Here is a 20,134-nt window from a genome sequence, read left to right on the forward strand (position 1 = left end):
GAAAACATCCCCTCAATGGGCAGCGCCGCTGCATTGCTGCTAGCGCAGGAATTCTTTCTCATGCCGGCACCTTCGCGATACGCGTCCAGGGTGTGGTGACGACGCGCTCGCCGCCGCCGGCGAAGCCGATCTCGTCGTCGTCCAGATAACAGCCCGGATCTTCCGCCCACGGGTTGCCGGTGATCTGCGAGGCACGCACGCGCGAACTGCCGTTGCAGATGTCCAGGTAGCGGCAGCCGCCGCAGCGGCCTTCGAGCAGACGTGGATGCTGCTTCAGCCCGGCCAGCAGCGGGTTGTCCAGATCGTTCCAGATCTCGCCAAAGGCACGCTTGCGCACGTCGCCCAGCGGCACGTGCCACCACATCGTGTCCGGATGCACGATGCCGAGGTTGTCGATGTTGGCCACGTTCACGCCGCTGGCGTTGCCGCCCCACTGGCGCAGCTTGGCCTCGATGTGGGCGGCGCGCTCGGGGAAGCGGCGCTGCACCCACTGCAGCAGGAAAGGCCCGTCGGCATCGTTGTTGCCGGTGACGAAATCCTTCTCGATGCCGCGCCGGTGCAGCTCCAGACAGGTCTCGAACAGCAGCTCCATCGCCTCGCGCGTGGTGCGGTGGCGGGCATCGCCGGCACGGTTCTTGTTGCCGCGGCCGGCGTAGTTGAGGTGGGAGAAGTAGAACTTGTCGATGCCCTCGTCCTCGACCAGCTTCAGCAGCGCGGGCAGGTCGTGGGCATTGCCTTCGGTCATGGTGTAGCGCACGCCGACCTTGATGCCGCGCTCCAGGCACAGCCGGATGCCGGCCATCGAGGCCTCGAAAGCGCCCTGCTTGCGGCGGAAATGGTCGTGCGTGGCGCCGATGCCATCCAGGCTGACGCCGACGTAGTCGAAGCCGATGTCGTCGATCGCATCGATGTTCGAAGCGTCGATCAGCGTGCCGTTGGACGACAGCGCGGTGTAGAAGCCCATGCCCTTGGCGCGGCGGGCGATGTCGAAGATGTCCGGCCGCAGCAGCGGCTCGCCGCCCGACAGGATCAGCACCGGCACCCGCGCGGCCTTCAGGTCGTCCATGACCTTGAACACTTCGGCCGTGTTCAGCTCGCCGGGGAAGTCCTTGTCCGCCGAGATCGAGTAACAGTGTTCACAGGTCAGGTTGCAGCGGCGGATCAGGTTCCAGATGACCACCGGGCCGGGCGGATTGCGGCGCGGGCCGACGGGCGTGGGCTGATCGAGTTCGCGGATGAAGTTGGCGATGCGGAACATGGGGGCTCTCCTGATTGGAGCCCATTAGAGCCGAGCGCCCGGCGGGGAAAAATGACCAGCGTCAAGGGAAGGCCGGGTACAGGCCGCCGCCCCAGCCCTGCTCCCGCGATCAGCCGAGCAGGTCCGCCACCGCCTTGCCCATCACCGTCGTATCCGCCACGCCGCCCAGGTCCGGCGTGTGCGGGCCGTGCTCCAGCACCTGTTCGATCGCACGCAGAAGTTCCTGCGCCGCCACGCCGCAGGCGGGCTGGCGCTCGCCGAGGAATTCGAGCATCAGCGCCGCCGACCAGATCATGCCCACCGGGTTGGCGATGTTGCGGCCATAGATGTCCGGCGCGGAGCCATGCACCGGCTCGAACAGCGAGGGGAAACGACGTTCCGGGTTCAGGTTGGCCGACGGCGCGATGCCGATGGTGCCGGTGCAGGCGGGGCCGAGATCGGACAGGATGTCGCCGAACAGGTTGGACGCCACCACCACGTCGAAGCGCTCCGGCGACAGCACGAAGCGCGCCGACAGGATGTCGATGTGGTACTTGTCCCAGCGCACCCCGGGATGGCGGGCGGCAACCGCCTCCAGGCGCTCGTCCCAGTACGGCATGCTGATCGCGATGCCGTTGGACTTGGTCGCCGATGTCAGGTGCTTGCGCTCGCGCCGAGCGGCAAGCTGGAAGGCGTATTCGAGCACGCGGTTGACGCCGTGGCGCGAGAACACCGCTTCCTGGATGACGATCTCGCGCTCGGTGCCGCCGTAGATGCGGCCGCCGAGGTCGGTGTATTCGCCTTCGGTATTCTCGCGCACGACCAGGAAGTCGATGTCGCCCGGCTTCTTGCCGGCCAGCGGGCACGGCACGCCGGGCATCAGCCGCACCGGGCGGAGGTTGATGTACTGGTCGAATTCGCGGCGGAACTTCAGCAGCGAACCCCACAGCGAGATGTGGTCCGGCACGACCTCGGGCCAGCCGACGGCGCCGAACAGGATCGCATCGAAGCCCTTCAGGCGCTCGAACCAGTCCGGCGGCAGCATCTCGCCATGCTGCTGGTAGTACTCGGCGCAGGCCCAGTCGAAATGCTCGAACATCAGTTCGAGGCCGTGCCGCCGCTGCAGCACCTCCAGCGCGCGCATCGCTTCGGGCATGACTTCCTTGCCGATTCCGTCTCCCGGGATGACGGCGATCCTGAGTGCGGGCATTTCCTTGTTCCTTGTCTGGGCGGTCGATGATTCCGGCACATCCTAAGGTCCCGCAGGAAGCCGGACAAGCTGTCATGCCGGCAAGCAGGCCGGCGGCAAGCAGGCCGGCGGCAAGCAGGCCGGCGGCACCAGGACGGCCACGGCCGGACAGCCTCTCGCGGAGGGACAAGCCTCTTCCGCCGTCAATACCGCCCCGCCCTCGCTATACTCTCGCCACACATCCATCCACAGGGGAGACCCGTCGCATGAAGCTCGAAACCATCGCCGTGCATGGCGGCTATTCGCCGGAACCCACGACCAAGGCGGTCGCGGTGCCGATCTACCAGACCACGTCCTACGCCTTCGACGACACCCAGCACGGCGCCGACCTGTTCGACCTCAAGGTGGCGGGCAACATCTACACGCGCATCACCAATCCGACCAACGCGGTGCTCGAGGAGCGCGTGGCCGAGCTGGAAGGCGGCATCGGCGCGCTGGCGGTGGCTTCCGGCATGTCGGCGATCACCTACGCGATCCAGACCATCGCCGAAGCCGGCGACAACATCGTCTCGGCGACGGCGCTGTACGGCGGCACCTACAACCTGTTCGCCCACACCCTGCCCCAGTTCGGCATCGAAGTGCGCTTCGCCGACTCCGGCGACCCCGACAGCTTCGCCGGGCTGATCGACGGGCGCACCAAGGCGATCTACTGCGAATCGGTCGGCAATCCGCTGGGCAACATCACCGACATCGGCCGCCTGGCCGAGATCGCGCACAAGGCCGGCGTGCCGCTGATCGTGGACAACACCGTGCCCTCGCCCTACCTGTGCCGCCCCTTCGAGCACGGCGCCGACATCGTCGTGCATGCGCTGACCAAGTACCTGGGCGGCCATGGCAACTCGCTCGGCGGCGTGATCGTCGATTCCGGCAAGTTCCCGTGGGCCGAGCACAAGGCCCGCTTCCGCCGCCTGAACGAGCCGGAAGTGTCCTACCACGGCGTGGTGTATACCGAGGCGCTCGGCCCGGCGGCCTTCATCGGCCGTGCGCGCACCGTGCCGCTGCGCAACACCGGCGCGGCGCTGTCGCCGTTCAACACCTTCCTGATCCTGCAGGGCATCGAGACCCTGGCGCTGCGCATGGACCGCATCTGCGACAACGCCGTGAAGGTGGCGCAGTACCTGAAAGGCCACGCCAAGGTGGAATGGGTGAACTACGCCGGCCTGCCCGACCACCCCGACCACGCCCTGGTGCAGAAGTACATGGGCGGCCGCGCCTCGGGCATCCTGTCCTTCGGCGTCAAGGGCGGCATCGAAGGCGGCACCCGCTTCCAGGATGCGCTGAAGCTGTTCACCCGCCTGGTCAACATCGGCGACGCCAAGTCGCTCGCCTGCCACCCGGCCTCGACCACCCACCGCCAGCTGTCGCCGGAAGAACTGGCCAAGGCCGGCGTGACGACCGACATGGTGCGGCTGTCGATCGGCATCGAGCACATCGACGACCTGATCGCCGACCTGGAACAGGCGCTCGCCGCCGTGTGACCATCGTGCCGCCGTCCAACGGGATGGCGGCGCATTCGCCCCCGGCGCTCTGCGGAGCGCCGGCCTGAAGGATTCTCCCCGCGATGCTCGCAGTCGTTCAACGCGTCTCCGAAGCGCGCGTCGTCGTCGATGGCGACACCGTCGGCGAAATCGGCCCCGGCCTGCTCGCGCTGGTCTGCGCCGAACGCGGCGACACGCCGGCCGAAGCCGACAAGCTGCTGACCAAGCTCCTGAAGCTGCGCATCTTTGCCGACGACGCAGGAAAAATGAACCGTTCGCTGCAGGACGTCGGCGGCGGCCTGCTGGTGGTCAGCCAGTTCACGCTGGCGGCCGACACCAGCGGCGGCAATCGCCCCAGTTTCACCAATGCCGCCGATCCCCGGACCGGCGAGGCGCTTTACGAACATTTCGTCGCCAGGGCACGCGCCAGCCATGCCGGGGTGCAGACCGGCCGTTTCGGCGCCGACATGAAGGTCCGGCTGATCAATGACGGGCCGGTGACGATTCCATTGCGGATTGCGCCCCCCGCCTGAGCATCCGGTCAAAGCGCGACGTGTGAACTCACCCACAGGATCTTGGCGTCATCCGGGCCAGCGGACACGATGACATGGCCCATGGTGCTGTCGAAGTAGCAGGAATCGCCTTCCACCAGTTGCAGCGGCGCATAACAGTCCGTATGCACCATCACCGTGCCGCTCAGCACGTAGATGAACTCCTCGCCGTCATGGCGCAGCAGTTCCGGGAAATCGGCCGTGTCGTGCGCCTTGATCGTGGTCACCAGCGGGATGAAGCGCTTGTCCACGAGATCGCTGTGCAGGACCTCGTACTCGTACTGCCGGGTCCGGTGGAACACCCCCTGGTCACGCAGCGTGACGCTGCGCCGCGCATGCACCGCCGGCCGCTCCGGCCCGCGAAACAGCTCGCCGACCTCCACCTGCAAGCCCGAAGCCAGCGCGGCGATCTTCTCGTAGGTGGGCGACAACTGCCCGTTCTCGATCTTCGACAGCGTCGATACCGAAATCCCGGTGCGCTTGCTGAGCTGCTGCAAGGTCAGCCTTGCCGTTCCCCGCAGAACCCGTAATTTGTTGCCCAGCACGCTGACTTCGGTGCCGGGGGAAAGCGCCTTTGTGTTCACGTTTGTTGATCCGCTTGGGGGGCGCCCTGAAGACTAGGGTTATCCCTAATGTAAAGCCCTCAAGAACGCGAATAAATTCTCGTATAAGAAAATTATTTAAGAATACGAAGTTTTTTGATGATCCATCAAAACGCCCCCGAAGGGTACATGGTTATCCTCGATCAAGCCCAGACCCTCGAGCATCTTCCTTTCGATCGGCTCATTCCCGCGCTGGAACAGATGTTCGTCGAAGGCTGCAGCGTTCCGCTGCGCCACAACCATCCGATCGCCAATACCGCGGGCGAGCAGATCGGCACCCTGCTGCTGATGCCAGCATGGCAGCCGGGCAAGCGGCTGGGCGTCAAGACGGTATCGATTTTCCCCACCAACCAGGAACAGGGCCTGCCCGGCCTGCATTCGGTCTTCATCCTGTACGACGCCGGCACCGGCAAGCCGCTGGCCCTGCTGGACGGCGATGTCATCACCTCGCGCCGTACCGCCGCAGCCTCGGCGCTGGCCGCGCGCCGGCTCAGCCGGCCGGAATCGAGCACCCTGCTGGTGGTCGGCGCCGGCCGCGTCGCCAGCCTGCTGGCGGAAGCCTATCGTGCGGTGCGGCCGATCACGACGGTGCATGTCTGGGACATCCACCCTGCAAACAGCACAAGGCTGGTGCAAACGCTGCGCGAAGCCGGCTTCGACGCGCATTGCGCCGACGGTCTGGAACAGGCCGCACGCCAGGCCGACATCATCAGTTGCGCGACGCTGGCCACCGAACCGCTGATCCGCGGGCAATGGCTGCGGCCCGGCACACACCTCGACCTGATCGGCAGCTTCACCCCGGCGATGCGCGAGAGCGATGCCGAGTGCTTTCGCATCGGCACGGTCTTCGTCGATACCGAAGAGGCGCAGATGAAGTCCGGCGACATCCTCGAAGCCCTCAAGGAAGGCGGCTTTGCCACCGACCGCATCGCCGCCACGCTGCAGGATCTGTGCCGCGGCCAGCATCCGGGCAGGACGGCTGCCGATGAGATCACCGTTTATAAGGCGGTCGGCACGGCGCTGGAAGATATCGCGGCCGCCTCGCTGGCCTACGACAGCCATTGCATGGCGGCGTCCGCATGATTCCGCCCGTCCCGAAGATCCTCACCTGGCGAGTGCTTTACGAGGCCCACGCGCAGGCGCAGACTTGGATCGACGGGGCATATGCGGCCAGAAACCCTATTTATGCTGCATCGCGGCGCGCAAATGTCATGGCCTGACTCTTGCTTTCATCCCCCTTCTGTCCGAACCGCAGCGCTTCTTGCGCTGGCATGCCAGCGGGTTCGGGCAGACAAGACTTCCGTCGGCCGGACATGCCTGCAGACCGACGCGGAGCGCTTCCACAGCCCCCCACTCCAGCCCAGACACTCCAGGAGGATCACCACGATGTCCGGCAATCTCTATACATACACCGCATTGGCGCTGTACTTCGGCGCCATGCTGCTGATCGGCTACCTGGCCTATCTCAAGACCAGCGATCACGAGAGCTACATGCTGGCCGGTCGCGGCCTGCCGCCCTGGGTGGCGGCGCTCAGCGCCGGCGCTTCGGACATGTCGGGCTGGCTGATCATGGGCCTGCCGGGCGCGATCTACACCACCGGCCTGATCGAAGGCTGGATCGCGGTGGGCCTGTTCATCGGCTCCTACCTGAACTGGCGCCTGGTTGCCCCCCGGCTGCGCGCCTACACCGAGATCTCGCGCAACTCGATCACGCTGCCGAGCTTTTTCGAGAACCGCCTGCGTGACAACTCGCGCCTGCTGCGCAGCATCTCCAGCATCGTCATCCTGGTGTTCTTCACGCTGTATGCCTCGTCGGGCATGGTTGCCGGCGGCAAGTTCTTCGAGAGCGCCTTCGGCGGCAGCTACATGACCGGCATGATCCTGGTGACGGCCGTGACGCTGGCCTACACCCTGTTCGGCGGCTTCCTCGGCGCCTCGATGACCGACGTGGTGCAGGGCCTGATGATGGTGGTGGCACTGATCGTGGTGCCGGCGGTGGCGATCATGGCCGTCGGCGGCATGGGCGAAACCGCCGACCTGGTGACGACCGTCGGCGCCGGCAACCTGTCGCTGATCGGCGCGGGCCAGCATACGGCCGGTGCAGCCACGCTGATCATCATCTCAGGCCTGGCCTGGGGGCTGGGCTATTTCGGCCAGCCGCACATCGTCGTGCGCTTCATGGCGCTGCGCACGCCGCAGGAAGCCCGCAGCGCGCGGATCATCGGCACGAGCTGGCAGTTCCTGTCGCTCGCCGGCGCAGTCTGCAGCGGCCTGATCGGCATCGCCTATTTCAGCAAGTTCGGCAATGCCCCGGCCGACGCCGAAACCGTGGTGCTGCTGCTGTCGCAGGTGCTGCTGCACCCGCTGATCGCCGGCTTCGTGCTGGCCGCGGTGCTGGCGGCGATCATGAGCACGCTGTCGAGCCAGCTCATCGTCTGCTCGTCGGCGCTGGTCGAGGACATCTACCGCGCCGTCAAGAAGCCCGCTCCCAGCCAGCAGACCCTGATCATGCTCGGCCGTGCCGGCGTGCTGGCGGTGTCGATCATCGCCGCAGTGCTGGCGGTCAACCCCAGCGACAACATCCTTGGCCTGGTGGGTTTCGCCTGGGCCGGCTTCGGTGCCGCCTTCGGCCCGCTGGTGCTGCTGAGCCTGTACTGGCGCAAGCTCACCAACATCGGCGCCATCGCCGGCATGGTGTCCGGCTCGATCATGGTGTTCGTGTGGAAATCGCTGGGCACCGGCCTCTACGAACTGCTGCCGGCCTTCGTCACCAGCATGGTGGTGACGGCGCTCGTCAGCCTCGCCACCTACAAGCGCAACGAGGAAATCGAGCAGGAATTCACCCAGAGCTGCCAGGCGGTCGCCGCCCCCGCCGGCAACCGCGCCTGACCCCGCATCGGCGCCTGCGATCTTCGCAGGCGCCACAATGCCGGTGATGGAAGTGCCGGGGCCATCCGCCCCCGCTTCCAGCTCCGGCCAGAAGTCAAAGCCCCCCGAACATCAAGCCTTGAACCGAGGTTTCGCCATGCAAGCCAACCCATCGCTCACCTGCGCCGCCCCCTTTGCCGACATCACCCCGCATCTCGAACCCTCCCCCTTGCGCGCGGCCATCACCGCCGCCTGGCGCAAGCCCGAGACGAGCGCCCTTCCCTGGCTGCTCGACCAGGCCCGCCTGCCGCCGGCATTGGCCAAGCGCAGCCACGACCTCGCGCTGCGCATCGCCGGCGCCTTGCGCAACCGCAAGTCCAGCGGCGGCAAGTCCGGCCTGGTGCAGGGGCTGCTGCAGGAGTTCTCGCTGTCCTCGCAGGAAGGCATCGCGCTGATGTGCCTGGCCGAAGCGCTGCTGCGCATCCCCGACGTCGGCACCCGCGATGCGCTGATCCGCGACAAGATCAGCCACGGCAACTGGAAGGGCCACGTCGGCCAGAGCCCGTCGATGTTCGTCAATGCCGCCGCCTGGGGCCTGATGCTGACCGGCAAGCTGGTCGCCACCCATAGCGAAAGCGGCATGTCCAACGCGCTGGGCAAGCTGATCGCGCGCGGCGGCGAGCCGCTGATCCGCAAGGGCGTGGACATGGCGATGCGGATGATGGGCGAGCAGTTCGTCACCGGCGAGACCATGGCCGAAGCGCTGGCCCATGCCCAGGCGCTCGAAGCCAAGGGCTTCCGCTACTCCTACGACATGCTGGGCGAAGCCGCGCTGACGGCTGAAGACGCCAGGCGCTACCTGAACGACTACGAGCAGGCCATCCACGCCATCGGCAAGGCCTCGAACGGCCGCGGCGTCTACGAAGGTCCTGGCATCTCGATCAAGCTGTCGGCACTGCATCCCCGCTACGCCCGCGCCCAGGTGGAACGGGTGATGGCCGAGCTGTATCCGGTGGTGCTGAAGCTGGCTCTGCTGGCAAAACAGTACGACATCGGCCTGAACATCGACGCCGAGGAAACCGACCGCCTGGAACTGTCGCTCGACATGCTCGAAAAGCTCTGCCACGAACCCGGTCTGCAGGGCTGGAAGGGCATCGGCTTCGTCATCCAGGCCTACCAGAAGCGCTGCCCCCACGTCATCGACTGGCTGATCGACCTCGCCCGCCGCAGCGGCCACCGGCTGATGATCCGCCTGGTCAAGGGCGCGTACTGGGACAGCGAGATCAAGCGCGCCCAGGAAGCGGGCATGGAAGATTTCCCGGTCTATACCCGCAAGCCCTACACCGACGTGTCCTACATCGCCTGCGCACGCAAGCTGCTGGCCGCACCCGATGCGATCTACCCGCAGTTCGCCACCCACAACGCGCAGACGCTGGCCACCGTCTATGAACTGGCCGAACCGACCACCTGGCAGCCCGGCCAGTACGAATTCCAGTGCCTGCACGGCATGGGCGAACCGCTCTACGAACAGGTCGTCGGCCCGGTGGCCGAGGGCAAGCTCGGCCGCCCCTGCCGCATCTATGCACCGGTCGGCACGCACGAGACGCTGCTCGCCTACCTGGTGCGCCGCCTGCTGGAAAACGGCGCCAACACTTCCTTCGTCAACCAGATTTCCGATGACGGCATCCCGCTCGAGGACCTGGTGAAGAACCCGATCGAACAGGTCGAGGCGATGGCCGTCAAGGAAGGTGCGCTCGGCCTGCCCCACCCTGGCATCGCCGCGCCGCGCAAACTCTACGGCCCGGCACGCACCAACTCCGCCGGCCTGGATCTCGCCAACGACCAGGTGTTGCTGAAACTGTCCGAAACCCTGCAGGCCACGGCTGCCGGCAGTCTGCGCGCCGAACCGCTGATTGCCGCTGACCTGGCTGCATCCGCAGCAGCCACTGTCGAACCGGTGCTCAACCCATCCTGCCACGCCGACCAGGTCGGCACGGTGCGCGAAGCCAGCTCGGCAGAAGTCGAAGCCGCCTTGCAGGGCGCACTCGAAGAGGCGCCGCGCTGGGCTGCGGTGCCCGCAACCGACCGTGCCGCCGCCCTGCAGCGTGCCGCCGACCTGATGGAAGCGCAACTGCAGCCGCTGATGGGCGTGCTGGTGCGCGAAGCGGGCAAAACTTACGCCAACGCCATCGCCGAAGTCCGCGAGGCGGTGGACTTCCTGCGCTACTACTCGGCCCAGGTGCAGGCCCAGTTCGACAATACCACCCACCGCCCGCTCGGCCCGGTGGTATGCATCAGCCCGTGGAACTTCCCGCTGGCGATCTTCACCGGCCAGGTCGCCGCCGCGCTGGCCGCGGGCAACACCGTGCTGGCCAAGCCGGCTGAACAGACGCCGCTGGTGGCGGCGCGCGCGGTGCAGCTGCTGCACGAAGCCGGCATTCCGCGCGCCGCGCTGCAGCTGCTGCCCGGCCGCGGCGAGACGGTGGGCGCCCAACTGACCGGCGATACCCGCGTGCAAGGCGTGATGTTCACCGGTTCGACCGAAGTCGCGCGCCTGCTGCAGCGCACGCTGTCCCAGCGCCTGTCGCCCGGCGGCCAGCCGATTCCGCTGATCGCCGAAACCGGCGGCCAGAACGCGATGATCGTGGACTCCTCGGCACTGACCGAGCAGGTCGTCATCGATGTGCTCTCCTCCGCCTTCGACAGCGCCGGCCAGCGCTGCTCGGCCCTGCGCGTGCTGTGCGTGCAGGAAGAAGCGGCCGAGCGCTTGCTGACCATGCTCAAGGGTGCGATGGCCGAGCTGCGCCTGGGCAACCCGGAACAGCTGTTCAATGACATCGGCCCCGTCATCGACGCCGAAGCGCAGCAAGGCATCCAGCGCCACATCGACGGCTTGCGGAGCAAGGGACGCCCAGTCCACCAGCTCTGCCAGCGCGATGCCAGCGCCGACGAAGGCACCTTCATCCCGCCGACGCTGATCGAGCTGCCCGACCTCGCCGATCTCACCCGCGAGGTGTTCGGGCCGGTGCTGCACGTGGTGCGCTACCGCCGCGAGGACCTGCCGAAGCTGCTGGACCGGCTCAATGGCCTGGGCTACGGCCTGACCATGGGCCTGCACACCCGCATCGACGAAACCATCGCCCAGGTCACGGCGACGGCCCACGTCGGCAACCTCTACGTCAATCGCAACATCGTCGGCGCCGTGGTCGGGGTCCAGCCTTTCGGCGGCGAAGGCCTGTCGGGCACCGGTCCCAAGGCGGGCGGCCCGCTTTATCTGTACCGGCTGCTGTCGGCACGCCCCGACCCGGCCCTGGCCGCGCCCTTCGGCACGGTGTCGGCCATCCAGGCTGCCGCGGCCACGCCGGCGCTGCAGGAACTGTCGGCATGGTGCCGCAGCCAGAACCTGCCCTTCACCGCGCCGATGCCCTTCTTCAGTGGCGCGCAGTACGAACTGCCCGGTCCCACCGGCGAGCGCAACGTTTACCGCGTGCTGCCGCGCGAAGCCGTGCTGTGCCTGGCCGACGACGAGGGCGAACTGCTGGCGCAACTTGCCGCGGTGCTGGCCGTCGGCAGCCGCGCGGTCTGGCTCAAGGGCAATGCCCGGGCCGCGGCCCTGCATCGCCGCCTGCCGGCCGCCGTGCAGCAGCAGGTCGTGCTGGCGGAATCGTCCGCCGCCGCCGAATTCGACGCGGTGCTGCATCACGGCGGCGAAGCGGACCTGCGCCGTGTGCTGGCCGAACTGGCGGTGCGTCCGGGTGCGATCATCAGCGTTACCGTCCGCCAGGCCGGCGACGACACGATAGCGCTGGAACGGCTCGTCATCGAGCGCGTGACCAGCGTCAACACCGCCGCAGCCGGCGGTAACGCATCGTTGATGACGATGCAGTGATTTTGCAGCACCCGAGGTCACCCATCCAAAGGAGGAGGAAGACATGACTGATTCAGCCACGCCCGACCATTCGCCCCACGCCGGCAAGCGCATCGCGCCCAAGCACGCCACCCATGCCCTGCCGTCCTACCTGGACCCCGAACATCTCGGCCCCTGGGGCATCTACCTGCAGCAGGTTGACCGCGTCACGCCCTACCTCGGCCATCTGGCCAAGTGGGTGGAAACGCTGAAGCGGCCCAAGCGCGCGCTGATCGTCGACATCCCGATCGAACTCGACGACGGCACCATCGCCCACTTCGAGGGCTACCGCGTCCAGCACAACCTCTCGCGCGGCCCCGGCAAGGGCGGCGTGCGCTTCCACCAGGACGTGACCCTGTCCGAGGTGATGGCGCTGTCGGCATGGATGTCGATCAAGAACGCCGCGGTCAACGTCCCCTATGGCGGCGCCAAGGGCGGCATCCGCATCGACCCGCGCCAGTACTCGCAGAACGAGCTGGAAAAGGTCGCGCGCCGCTACACCAGCGAGATCGGCCTGATCATCGGCCCGACCAAGGACATCCCGGCCCCGGACGTGAACACCAACGAGAAGGTCATGGCCTGGATGATGGATACCTACTCGATGAACACCGGCGCCACCGCCACCGGCGTGGTTACCGGCAAGCCGATCGAGCTGGGCGGCTCGCTGGGCCGGCGCGAGGCCACCGGGCGCGGCGTGTTCACCGTGGGCGTGGAAGCGGCCAGGCTGACCGGCCTGTCCATCGAAGGCGCGCGCGTGGCGGTGCAGGGCTTCGGCAACGTCGGCGGCATCGCCGGCAAGCTGTTCGCCGACGCGGGCGCCAAGGTGGTCGCGGTGCAGGATCACACCGGCACGGTGTACCGCGACAGCGGCCTGAACGTGGATGCGCTGCTCGCCCACGTGCGCCAGAGCGGCGGCGTCAAGGGCTTCGCCGAGGCCGACTCGATGGCCGACGACGAATTCTGGGGCGTCGATTGCGACATCCTGATCCCAGCCGCGCTCGAAGGCCAGATCAACAAGGACACCGCCCCGCGCATCCGCGCCAAGCTGGTGATCGAAGGCGCCAACGGCCCGACCACGCCGACCGCCGACGACATCCTGCGCGAGCGCGGCGTGCTGGTGCTGCCCGACGTGCTCGCCAACGCCGGCGGCGTGACGGTGAGCTACTTCGAATGGGTGCAGGACTTCTCCAGCTTCTTCTGGACCGAGGAGGAGATCAACCAGCGCCTGGTCAAGATCATGCAGGACGCCTTCCACAGCATCTGGGAAGTGGCCCAGCACCACAAGGTCACGCTGCGCACCGCGACCTTCATCGTCGCATGCTCGCGCATCCTGCAGGCGCGCGAACTGCGCGGGCTGTATCCGTGATGTCTTCCTGCGAGGCAGCCCGCGTGACATCGCTGGGCTGAGCAGGATTCGGGCGTGCTGCCGGTTTCCGGCATCACGCCCGATCTTATTTCCCCACTCAATGATTCGCCCGGCACCGCAGAAGATGCTCTTTGGGTTTACAGTAGCCGCCCTCAGCTTCTCCGCTTCAACCAGCTCATGCACCCCGCCCTCCCACGCTTCCCCCTCTTCGCCGGTGCCCTGCTCGCTGCGCTCGGCGTCGCGTTCGGTGCCTTCGGCGCACACGGCCTGCGCAGCCTGCTCGACGCCAATGCGCTGACCTGGTGGCAGACGGCGGTGCAATACCAGATGTGGCATGCGGTCGGCCTGATCGCGCTGGGGGCGGCCCGGCTGCCGCGCAGCCTGCTGCCTGCGGCATTGCTGACGGCGGGCACCGTGATCTTCGCCGGCACGCTGTACCTGATGGCGCTGGGCGGACCGCGCTGGCTGGGAGCGGTGACGCCGATCGGCGGCAGCCTGATGATCGTGGGCTGGATCGTGCTCGCCTGGCAGGCGCTGCGAGGAGCCGGCCGCCGCTCCTGAGCGCCCCGGCCCCCTGGATCAAGTGTCCTGCTTCGGCGGCGGACAGGTTCCGAAGCAGCGGTCCCAGAAATCAGTCAGCGTGCCGAAAGCCAGGCTTTCGTCCTTGAAGTGATGCCAGGCGTGATGCTCGCGCAGATACGGCAGCCAATGGCCGCTCAACTCATGTCCATGCAAGCGCTGGTGCACGCTCTCCTGCATGATGTCGCCGAGCAGCAGGCCAGCCGAGAAAGGGGCCGCCAGGCTGTCCGGCCCCAGGACGAGCAAGGGCAGGCCGAGCAAGGCCAGCACCAGCCCCAGGCTGAATGCGACAGGAACCCGCAGCGGCTCCAGCGGCTTGTGATGATGCTGCAGATGCCACGCGGTAAATGGTTCGACGCCGTGCATGAAGAAGCGGTGCAGCAGGTATTCGACCAGCGTCCAGGCCGCCAGCCCGGCAAGCACCGCCAGCACCAGCACCCCCGTGCCGGCCGCCTGCGGCCACGTCAGCCAGACGGCGCCCAGACCAAGCGCCGGCAGGACCAGCGAAGCAGGAAACGGCAGCGCGACACGAATCCACCACGGCTCAGCCATCGTTCTCTCCCTCCGGCAGCAATTCCCAGGCGTAGAGCACGCCCGACTCGTTGAAGCCGGTGCCGGTCTCGGTGTCGTGCCACCAGGCAACGCCGCGGCCATCCCGGCCGTCGAAGCGCCAGGCGCGGATTTCGCCACTGCACAGCCGCACCGGATAGACCCGGCCCACTTCCAATTCCATGAGTCTTCCTCCTGCCCATTCTTTTGCATCATAGGCCTGCCGACGCATCCATGCGCCATCCAGGCGGCAGTTCCCGTGCATTCTTCGACCGCTGGCCCGGCCTGTGGTGCCGTCTTGCAAATACAGGACTAATTTAGTACAGTTTAAGCACGCCAGACAGCAAGGCCACCCCGGAGGCCCTTCATCATGCTACGGATCAGCAAACTCACCGACTACGGAACCTTGATCGCCACCCACATGGCGGCGACGCCGGCGCAGGTCGTCAGCGCCACCGAACTGGCCGACGCCCTCGGCCTCGGCCTGGCCACCGTCAGCAAGGTCCTGAAGGCGCTGGGGCGGCACGGGCTGGTGGTCAGCCAGCGCGGCACGCGCGGCGGCTACCTGCTGTCGCGGCCGCCCGATCAGATCAGCATCGCCGACATCGTCGATGCGCTGGAGGACCAGCCTTTCGGGCTGACCGAATGCAGTGCCGGCAGCGGCACCTGCATGCTGGAAACGGGCTGTCGCATCCGCGACAGCTGGCTGCGCATCAACACCGTGGTGCGCGAGGCCCTGCAGGGCGTGAGCATCGCCGAGATGACGCCGCCGCCCAGGTTTACCGACACCTCTTCCCCCGCCGGCCAGCGTGTGCTCGGCCCCGGCCGCCTGGTACGCCACCCGGGCTGAACGACAGGAGAAACCGAGATGAACGCCCCAAGCTCTGCCACCCCCTCCCCAGTCACCGCCCCTCCGGCGACCGCCTCTGCCACCACGCGCGGCGACGCCCTCGGCGCCTTCCTCGAACAGGACTACACGGCTGGCTTCGAGACCCGGCTCGAAACCGACACCATTCCCAAGGGCTTGTCCGAGGACATCGTGCGCACGATCTCGGCGCGCAAGGGCGAGCCGGACTGGCTGCTCGACTGGCGCCTGGAAGCCTATCGCCGCTGGCTGACGATGAGACCGCCGACCTGGGCCGCGGTGAGCTTCCCGCCGGTCGATTTCCAGGACATCGTCTATTACTCGGCACCGAAGTCGAAGAAGGACGGGCCGAAGAGCCTGGACGAAGTCGATCCCGAACTGCTGCGCACTTTCGAGAAGCTCGGCGTGCCGCTGCACGAGCGCGCCCGGCTGGCGGGCGTGGCGGTGGATGCAGTGTTCGACTCGGTATCGGTCGCGACCACCTTCCAGAAGGAACTGGGCGAGCACGGCATCGTCTTCTGCTCCTTCTCCGAGGCGGTGAAGACACACCCCGAGCTGGTGCGCCAATACCTCGGCAGCGTGGTGCCGCCGGGCGACAACTTCTATGCCGCGCTCAATTCGGCGGTGTTCTCGGACGGCTCCTTCGTCTTCATCCCCAAGGGCGTCAAGTGCCCGATGGAGCTGTCCACCTACTTCCGCATCAATGCGCGCGACACCGGCCAGTTCGAGCGCACGCTGATCATCGCCGAGGAAGGCGCTTCGGTCAGCTATCTCGAAGGCTGTACCGCGCCGATGCGCGACGAGAACCAGCTCCATGCCGCGGTGGTGGAACTGATCGCGCTCGACGACGCCAAGATCAAGTATTCCACCGTGCAGAACTGGTACCCCGGCGACAAGGACGGCAAGGGCGGCATCTACAACTTCGTCACCAAGCGCGGCGACTGCCGCGGTGCGCGCTCGCACATTTCCTGGACGCAGGTAGAGACCGGCTCGGCGATCACCTGGAAGTACCCGAGCGTGATCCTGCGCGGCGACGACTCGGTGGGCGACTTCCATTCGGTGGCGCTGACCAACAACCTGCAGCAGGCCGACACCGGCACCAAGATGATCCACATGGGCCGCAACACCCGCAGCACCATCCTCTCGAAGGGGATCTCGGCCGGCCGCGGCAGCAACACTTTCCGCGGCCTGGTGCGGGTCACGCCGAGGGCCGAAGGCGCGCGCAACTACACCCAGTGCGATTCGCTGCTGATCGGCGACCGCTGCGCGGCGCACACCTTCCCGACCATCGAAGCGCGCAACCCGACCGCCCGCATCGAGCACGAGGCCACCACCTCGCGCATCGGCGAAGACCAGCTGTTCTACGCGATGCAGCGCGGCATCAGCGCCGAGGATGCGGTATCGATGATCGTCAATGGCTTCTGCCGCGAGGTGTTCAAGGAACTGCCGATGGAGTTCGCGGTGGAAGCGCAGAAATTGCTGGGCGTGAGCCTCGAAGGCAGCGTCGGCTGAGTGAAACAGGGAGAAATGACATGCTGAAGATCGACAAGCTGCACGCCGCAGTGGACGGCAAGGCCATCCTGAACGGCCTGGAGCTCGAAGTGAAGGACGGCGAGGTGCACGCCATCATGGGCCCCAACGGTTCGGGCAAGAGCACGCTGGCCCAGGTGCTGGCCGGGCGCGACACTTTCGAGGTCACCGCCGGCAGCGTCGATTGGGACGGTATCGACCTGCTCGCGCTGCCCGCCGAGGAGCGCGCCCGCGCCGGGCTGTTCCTCGCCTTCCAGTACCCGGTCGAGATTCCCGGCGTCTCCAACGCCTATTTCCTGAAGGCGGCGGTCAACGCCGTGCGCCGCCATCGCGGCCTGTCCGAATACGATGCGATGGACTTCCTCTCAAGGGTCAAGGCCGAGATGAAGGCCGTCGGCATGCGCGAGGAATTCCTCTACCGCTCGGTGAACGAAGGTTTTTCCGGCGGTGAGAAGAAGCGCAACGAAGTGCTGCAGATGGCGCTGCTGGAACCCAAGCTGGCAGTGCTGGACGAAACCGACTCGGGCCTGGACATCGACGCGCTGAAAGTGGTCGCCGAAGGCGTCAACCGCCTGCGCTCGCCTGAGCGCTCGATGATCGTCATCACCCACTACCAGCGCCTGCTCGACTACATCGTGCCCGACCGGGTGCATGTGCTGTCGAAAGGCCGCATCGTGCGCTCCGGCGGACGCGAGCTGGCGCTGGAGCTGGAACAGCACGGCTACGGCTGGATCGAAAGCGGTGCCGGCGCCGCGCAGGCCGCGGGCGCGGCGGGAGACTGAGCCATGAATACCATCGATACCTGGGTCGCACGCCAGCGCGAGCGCGCCGCCACGCTGCCGGGCGCCGCGCTGCCCTGGCTGACCGGCCGCCGCCGCGACGCGATCGACAGCTTCGCCGCCGCCGGCTGGCCGACGAGCCGGCTCGAAGCCTGGCGCCACACTTCGCTCGCCTTCCTCGACCAGCAGCCGCTGGCGGCGCCGGAGGACGCGCCGCATCCGGCCACCACACTGGCGGCACTGCGCGCCGATTTCGACGACGGCGGCCACTGGCTGGTGTTCGTCGACGGGCATTTCGAGCCGGCGCTGTCGGTGAGGCCGCCGCTGCCGGCGGGCATCACGGTCAGCGCCCTGTCCGAGGCCCTGGCCCGCCGGCCCGAGGCGGTCGAAGCCGCCTTCGGCAGCGCCGCAGGGGATGACGCCGCCGTCGCCAGTCCGTACGCGCTCAACCTGGCGCTGTGCAGCGACGGTGCCTTCGTCCATCTGGCACCCGGCACGGCGCTGGAGCAGCCGCTGCACCTGGTCTTCATCGGCGCCACCGGCGCGGCCGACAGCCACCTGCGCAACCTGATCGTGGCCGAAGCCAATGCCGAGGCCAGCATCGTCGAACATCACCTCGGCGGCGGCAGCACGCTGGCCACCGTGGTCACCCGCGTGCAGGCGGCGCAGGATGCGCGCATCAGCCACGTCAAGCTGCAGCAGCAGGACGAACAGAGCATCCACCTCGCCGGCATCGAGGCCGAGCAGGCGCGCGGTTCGCATTTCGCCACGCATTCGCTGTCCTTCGGCGCCAGGCTGGCGCGCAACGACATCCGCACCCGCTTCGACGGCGAAGGCTGCGAGACGCTGTTCAACGGCCTGTACCACGTCGATGGCCGGCGCCATGTCGACCACCACACGCTGATCGACCATGCCCGGCCGCTCGGCACCAGCCGCGAGCACTATCGCGGCCTGGTGGACGGCAACGCCCGCGGCGTGTTCGCCGGCCGCATCATCGTCGCCCAGGACGCCCAGCGCACCGACGCGGTGCAGCGCTGCGACAACCTGCTGCTGTCGAAGATGGCCGAAGCCGACGCCCGCCCCGAGCTGGAGATCTACGCCGACGACGTCAAATGCGCGCACGGCGCCACCGTGGGCCAGATCGACGACAGCGCGCTGTTCTATCTGCGCACCCGCGGCGTGGACGAAACCCATGCGCGCCAGTTGCTGACCTACGCCTTCGCCGCCGAAGTGATCGAGCGCATCGCCCAGGACGCCTTGCGCCGCCACGCCCGCGCCGCCCTGCTGACCCGCCTGCCGGGCGGCGCCCTGCTGGAGGAACTGCTGTGAATTCCCCTGCCGACATCCACCCGGCGCAGCTCGACGTCGCTGCCGATTTCCCGATCCTCGCCCGCAAGGTGCATGGCCGCCGGCTCGCCTATCTGGACAACGGCGCGACGACGCAGAAGCCGCTGGCCGTGATCGAGGCCGAACGGCGCTTCTATCTGGAATCCAACGCCAACATCCATCGCGGCGTGCATTGGCTGTCGCAGCATGCGACCGAGCTGTACGACGACGCGCGGATCACGGTGCAGCGTTTCATCAATGCCGCGAGCGCCGACGAGATCGTGTTCACCCGCGGCACCACCGAGGCCATCAACCTGGTCGCACAGAGCTGGGGCCGCGCCGAACTGCGCGCCGGCGACCAGATCCTGATCACGGCGATGGAGCACCACTCCAACATCGTGCCCTGGCAGCTGCTGTGCGAGCAGACCGGCGCGGTGCTCAAGGTCGCACCGGTCAGCGATGCCGGCGAGCTCGACCTCGACGCCTTCGACGCCCTGCTGGGCTCGGACACCCAGCTCGTCGCCATCACCCACGTGTCGAACGCGCTCGGCAGCATCAACCCGGTGGCCGAGCTCACCGCGCGTGCCCATGCCGCCGGTGCGCTGGTGCTGGTCGATGGCGCCCAGGCCGTGGCCCACCAGGCGGTGGATGTGCAGGCCATCGGCTGCGATTTCTACGCCTTCTCCGGCCACAAGCTGTACGGCCCGACCGGCATCGGCGTGCTCTACGCACGCAAGCCCATCCTGCAGGCGATGCCGCCCTGGCAAGGCGGCGGCGACATGATCCGCACCGTGTCCTTCGAGCGCAGCACCTGGGCCGACGCCCCGCAGCGCTTCGAGGCTGGCACGCCGAACATTGCCGGCGCCATCGGCCTGGCCACCGCGATCGACTACGTGCAGGGCATCGGCCTGGCACGCATCGCCGCGCACGAGCACGCCCTGCTCGACTACGCCACGGCGACGATCGGCACGCTGCCCGGCATCCGGCTGGTGGGTACGGCCAGGGAGAAGGCAGGCATCCTGTCCTTCCTGGTCGATGGCATCCACCCGCACGACCTCGGCACCATCCTGGATGCCGAAGGTGTCGCGATCCGCGCCGGCCACCATTGCGCGATGCCGCTGATGAACCGCTTCGGCATTCCCGGCACCGCGCGCGCCTCGCTGGCGATGTACAACACACAAGTCGATGTCGACGCCCTGGCGGCCGCCATCGGCAAGGCCCAGAAACTGTTCGGAACCTGAAGGACGC

At 67.4% G+C, this 20,134-nt stretch carries 17 protein-coding genes; 12 read left to right on the plus strand and 5 right to left on the minus strand.

Annotation, left to right across the window (positions count from 1 at the left end; translation table 11 throughout):
* Positions 1-58: 58 nt before the first annotated feature.
* Both nirJ and QM748_RS06860 read right to left on the minus strand, forming a co-directional pair.
* A complete protein-coding gene (gene nirJ, locus QM748_RS06855) occupies positions 59-1,258 on the minus strand; it encodes a heme d1 biosynthesis radical SAM protein NirJ (protein ID WP_415246273.1) in 1,200 nt (399 codons plus the stop codon).
* 109 nt (positions 1,259-1,367) lie between these two features.
* A complete protein-coding gene (locus QM748_RS06860) occupies positions 1,368-2,447 on the minus strand; it encodes a tartrate dehydrogenase (protein ID WP_415246274.1) in 1,080 nt (359 codons plus the stop codon).
* A gap of 245 nt (positions 2,448-2,692) precedes the next feature.
* Here QM748_RS06860 and QM748_RS06865 point away from each other — a divergent pair, with 245 nt between their 5' ends.
* Both QM748_RS06865 and dtd read left to right on the plus strand, forming a co-directional pair.
* A complete protein-coding gene (locus tag QM748_RS06865) occupies positions 2,693-3,964 on the plus strand; it encodes an O-acetylhomoserine aminocarboxypropyltransferase/cysteine synthase family protein (RefSeq protein ID WP_415246275.1) in 1,272 nt (423 codons plus the stop codon).
* A gap of 83 nt (positions 3,965-4,047) precedes the next feature.
* A complete protein-coding gene (gene dtd / locus QM748_RS06870) occupies positions 4,048-4,497 on the plus strand; it encodes a D-aminoacyl-tRNA deacylase (protein ID WP_415246276.1) in 450 nt (149 codons plus the stop codon).
* 8 nt (positions 4,498-4,505) lie between these two features.
* Here the strand turns inward: dtd and QM748_RS06875 are convergent, their stop codons facing one another.
* Complete coding sequence (locus tag QM748_RS06875; RefSeq protein WP_415246277.1) at positions 4,506-5,099, minus strand: helix-turn-helix domain-containing protein; 594 nt, start codon at positions 5,097-5,099, stop codon at positions 4,506-4,508.
* A 147-nt stretch (positions 5,100-5,246) separates the two neighbouring features.
* On the opposite strand from QM748_RS06875, the gene QM748_RS06880 reads away from it, so the two are divergent.
* The 5 genes from QM748_RS06880 (at position 5,247) to QM748_RS06900 (ending at position 13,819) form a co-directional block, all read left to right on the plus strand.
* Entirely contained in the window at positions 5,247-6,200 is a 954-nt protein-coding gene (locus QM748_RS06880) for an ornithine cyclodeaminase family protein (RefSeq protein ID WP_415246278.1), read from the plus strand.
* A 303-nt stretch (positions 6,201-6,503) separates the two neighbouring features.
* On the plus strand, positions 6,504-8,006 hold the full coding sequence (putP, locus tag QM748_RS06885) for a sodium/proline symporter PutP (protein WP_415246279.1): 1,503 nt from the start codon (positions 6,504-6,506) through the stop codon (positions 8,004-8,006).
* 136 nt (positions 8,007-8,142) lie between these two features.
* On the plus strand, positions 8,143-11,874 hold the full coding sequence (putA, locus tag QM748_RS06890; RefSeq protein ID WP_415246280.1) for a trifunctional transcriptional regulator/proline dehydrogenase/L-glutamate gamma-semialdehyde dehydrogenase: 3,732 nt from the start codon (positions 8,143-8,145) through the stop codon (positions 11,872-11,874).
* A gap of 43 nt (positions 11,875-11,917) precedes the next feature.
* Entirely contained in the window at positions 11,918-13,258 is a 1,341-nt protein-coding gene (locus QM748_RS06895; RefSeq protein ID WP_415246281.1) for a Glu/Leu/Phe/Val family dehydrogenase, read from the plus strand.
* 177 nt (positions 13,259-13,435) lie between these two features.
* A complete protein-coding gene (locus QM748_RS06900) occupies positions 13,436-13,819 on the plus strand; it encodes a DUF423 domain-containing protein (RefSeq protein ID WP_415246282.1) in 384 nt (127 codons plus the stop codon).
* Positions 13,820-13,837: 18 nt separating this feature from the next.
* Here the strand turns inward: QM748_RS06900 and QM748_RS06905 are convergent, their stop codons facing one another.
* Together QM748_RS06905 and QM748_RS06910 are read right to left on the minus strand one after the other, a co-directional pair.
* On the minus strand, positions 13,838-14,389 hold the full coding sequence (locus tag QM748_RS06905; protein WP_415246283.1) for a sterol desaturase family protein: 552 nt from the start codon (positions 14,387-14,389) through the stop codon (positions 13,838-13,840).
* Complete coding sequence (locus tag QM748_RS06910; RefSeq protein ID WP_415246284.1) at positions 14,382-14,570, minus strand: hypothetical protein; 189 nt, start codon at positions 14,568-14,570, stop codon at positions 14,382-14,384. The genes QM748_RS06905 and QM748_RS06910 overlap by 8 nt, the downstream gene beginning before the upstream one ends.
* A 186-nt stretch (positions 14,571-14,756) precedes the next feature.
* Here QM748_RS06910 and QM748_RS06915 point away from each other — a divergent pair, with 186 nt between their 5' ends.
* The 5 genes from QM748_RS06915 to QM748_RS06935 are packed head-to-tail and all read left to right on the plus strand — an operon-like array spanning position 14,757 to position 20,127.
* Entirely contained in the window at positions 14,757-15,236 is a 480-nt protein-coding gene (locus QM748_RS06915) for an SUF system Fe-S cluster assembly regulator (protein WP_415246285.1), read from the plus strand.
* A gap of 18 nt (positions 15,237-15,254) precedes the next feature.
* Positions 15,255-16,763, plus strand: coding sequence for a Fe-S cluster assembly protein SufB (gene sufB / locus QM748_RS06920; RefSeq protein WP_415246286.1), 1,509 nt, complete (start codon positions 15,255-15,257; stop codon positions 16,761-16,763).
* Positions 16,764-16,783: 20 nt separating this feature from the next.
* Positions 16,784-17,563, plus strand: a complete 780-nt coding sequence (gene sufC, locus QM748_RS06925) for a Fe-S cluster assembly ATPase SufC (RefSeq protein WP_415246287.1) — start codon at positions 16,784-16,786, stop codon at positions 17,561-17,563.
* Between the two features lie 3 nt (positions 17,564-17,566).
* Entirely contained in the window at positions 17,567-18,889 is a 1,323-nt protein-coding gene (sufD, locus tag QM748_RS06930; protein ID WP_415246288.1) for a Fe-S cluster assembly protein SufD, read from the plus strand.
* The gene (locus QM748_RS06935) at positions 18,886-20,127 is read left to right on the plus strand and encodes a cysteine desulfurase (RefSeq protein ID WP_415246289.1); all 1,242 of its coding nucleotides are present in this window, start codon (positions 18,886-18,888) and stop codon (positions 20,125-20,127) included. The genes sufD and QM748_RS06935 overlap by 4 nt, the downstream gene beginning before the upstream one ends.
* Positions 20,128-20,134 lie beyond the last annotated feature (7 nt).

The sequence above is a fragment of the Thauera sp. genome, from assembly GCF_047601425.1.
Lineage (GTDB): Bacteria > Pseudomonadota > Gammaproteobacteria > Burkholderiales > Rhodocyclaceae > Thauera.